The organism is Longimicrobiaceae bacterium, from assembly GCA_035936415.1.
Lineage (GTDB): Bacteria > Gemmatimonadota > Gemmatimonadetes > Longimicrobiales > Longimicrobiaceae > JAFAYN01.
Window position 1 is genome coordinate 1 of record DASYWD010000378.1, and the last position, 1,961, is coordinate 1,961.

Here is a 1,961-nt window from a genome sequence, read left to right on the forward strand (position 1 = left end):
AGCCGGCGCCCTCCGTCGCCTCCCAGGCGACGCTCAGGCCGCTTACCGCGCGCCCGAGCCGGTCCACCGCCCTGACCCCGAGCGGGCCGGAGAGCGTGCGCCCGACGGTGCCGGTCTGCGCGTCGCCGCTCCAGGGGGACAGGACGATGCTCCCCGGCCGTGCTTCCGCGGCCGCCCGGAACTGCGCGTGTGCCTCCGCCACCCCCGCGGCCCGTGCCCCCACCGCCTGCGCCCCGACCGCCGGTCCCAGGGCCCACCGGGCTTTCACCAGGCCCGAATCGTTGGTGGCCGTGGCGGCGGGAGAGACGGCTCCCCCGCCCGCGCTCACCAGCCACGCCACCGCGACGTTCGGGACGGGATTGCCGTACCGGTCGGCGACGCGGACCACAAGCGAGTCCGAGAGGACTCCCGCGACCTCGCCCGATTGCCCGTTGCCGCTCGTCGGCGCCGCGAGGGCAACGGCTTCCGGTCTCGCGGTCGCCGTGAAGAGGACGGGCGCGATCTCGCCTACTGCGGCTTTAGCGCCCTGCGTGCCGGCGCTCGGACCGAGGGTCCAGCTCGCCCGGGCCACTCCTTCCATGTCCGTGACGGACGTGGCCGGGTCCACGGCGCCGCCACCCGCCGTGACGGACCAGGCGACCGTGACGCCGCCCATGGCTCTGCCCCTGTCGTCCAGAACGCGGACCGCCAGTGCAGTCGGAAGCGTGCTTCCGACCGTCCCGGTCAGAGCGTCGACGGTGACCGCCTGGACCTGTGCCGCCTCGTGGCTTCCCGTCGGGGGGGCGCCGTCGCAGCCGACGGCAAAGGTGATCGCAAGGAGCGGGAGGAGGCCCCATGGTGCGCGCATGAGATGTTCCGGGAGGCGGGTAGTGTGGAGGGAAAGGCTGCTCGCCGAACGGTCCGCAATCTAGGCGCTGAGTCACGCAATGCGCAATAAAGATCGCACGGCAGCGGCGAGAGTACCGCATGGATCCTTTTCCCCCCCCGCGGATGTCCATGCTTGCGTGCGGCCGGACCGGGTCACGCCGGACGTGCGGACGCCCCGGCGGATCGATCCGCCGGGGCGCAGTTTCGCACTTCGCACTTCCGCACCCTACTCCAGCACCAGCACCGCCGCCTCCGGGTCGGCGCCGAAGCGCTCCAGGTCGGCGCGGCGGCGGCGCAGGATCGCCTCCACGTCCCGGGTGGAGCAGTTCCCGCGCTGGATCCACACCAGCTTGGGCGGGGGGCCGTGCCGGATGCAGCGCTCGTGGAAGTCCGCGTCCTTGGAGGCGATCGCCAGCCCGTGTGCGCGGGCGTGCTCCCACACCCGGCCGTCGTCCGCGCCGACGAGCCCCACGTCGCGCAGGTGCGCCGAGCCGGGGAACACGTCCGCCAGGAGCGCCACCAGCCGGTACGAGAGGTTCTCGTCCAGGAGGAGCCTCACGCCGGGACCTGCCACACCCTCCGCCCCTGGTCGGCCGCGAAGGCGAGGCACGCCCGCACGTCGGCGCGCTCCAGGTCCGGGAAGTCGGCGAGGATCTCGTCCTCGGACATCCCGGAGGCCAGGTAGCCCAGGACGTCGTACACGGTGATGCGGAGGCCGCGGACGCACGGCTTCCCCCCGCGCTTCCCCGGCTCCATGGTGATGCGCTCGCTCAGTGGCATCTCGGCGTTGCTCCCTGCTTCGGTGTGGTACGCCCCCCCGCCGACCTCCGGCGGCCCGTACTCGGCCCGGAGCTCCCGCACGCGGGCGGCGGCTCCCGTGGTTCCGGGGCCGTACGCGCGGGCCGCCAGCGCCCGCACGACGTCCTCCCAGGTGGAGGACTCCGGGAGGGCCCCGATCAGCCGCAGCGCTTCGTCCCGGGCGCTCATGGGGCGGGGTGCGGAAGAGATCCGAACATAAACCGAAGATTGCGGGGGTGGGGCGCCGAAAGCAAGGGTTTCGTGCGCGGGAGGAGCGGAGCGGCCCGCGGCCATCC

Annotated in this window: 3 protein-coding genes; all 3 read right to left on the minus strand. The window is 73.7% G+C overall.

Annotated features, from left to right (window positions below):
* Window positions 1-847, minus strand: an 847-nt coding sequence (locus VGR37_15245) for an Ig-like domain-containing protein (protein ID HEV2148759.1), incomplete at its 3' end; no start/stop codon positions are given.
* A gap of 246 nt (window positions 848-1,093) precedes the next feature.
* Window positions 1,094-1,426: a DUF5615 family PIN-like protein gene (locus tag VGR37_15250; GenBank protein ID HEV2148760.1), complete on the minus strand. Its 333-nt coding sequence runs from the start codon at window positions 1,424-1,426 to the stop codon at window positions 1,094-1,096.
* A complete protein-coding gene (locus VGR37_15255) occupies window positions 1,423-1,854 on the minus strand; it encodes a DUF433 domain-containing protein (protein HEV2148761.1) in 432 nt (143 codons plus the stop codon). Before VGR37_15255 ends, VGR37_15250 begins: the two co-directional genes overlap by 4 nt.
* Window positions 1,855-1,961 lie beyond the last annotated feature (107 nt).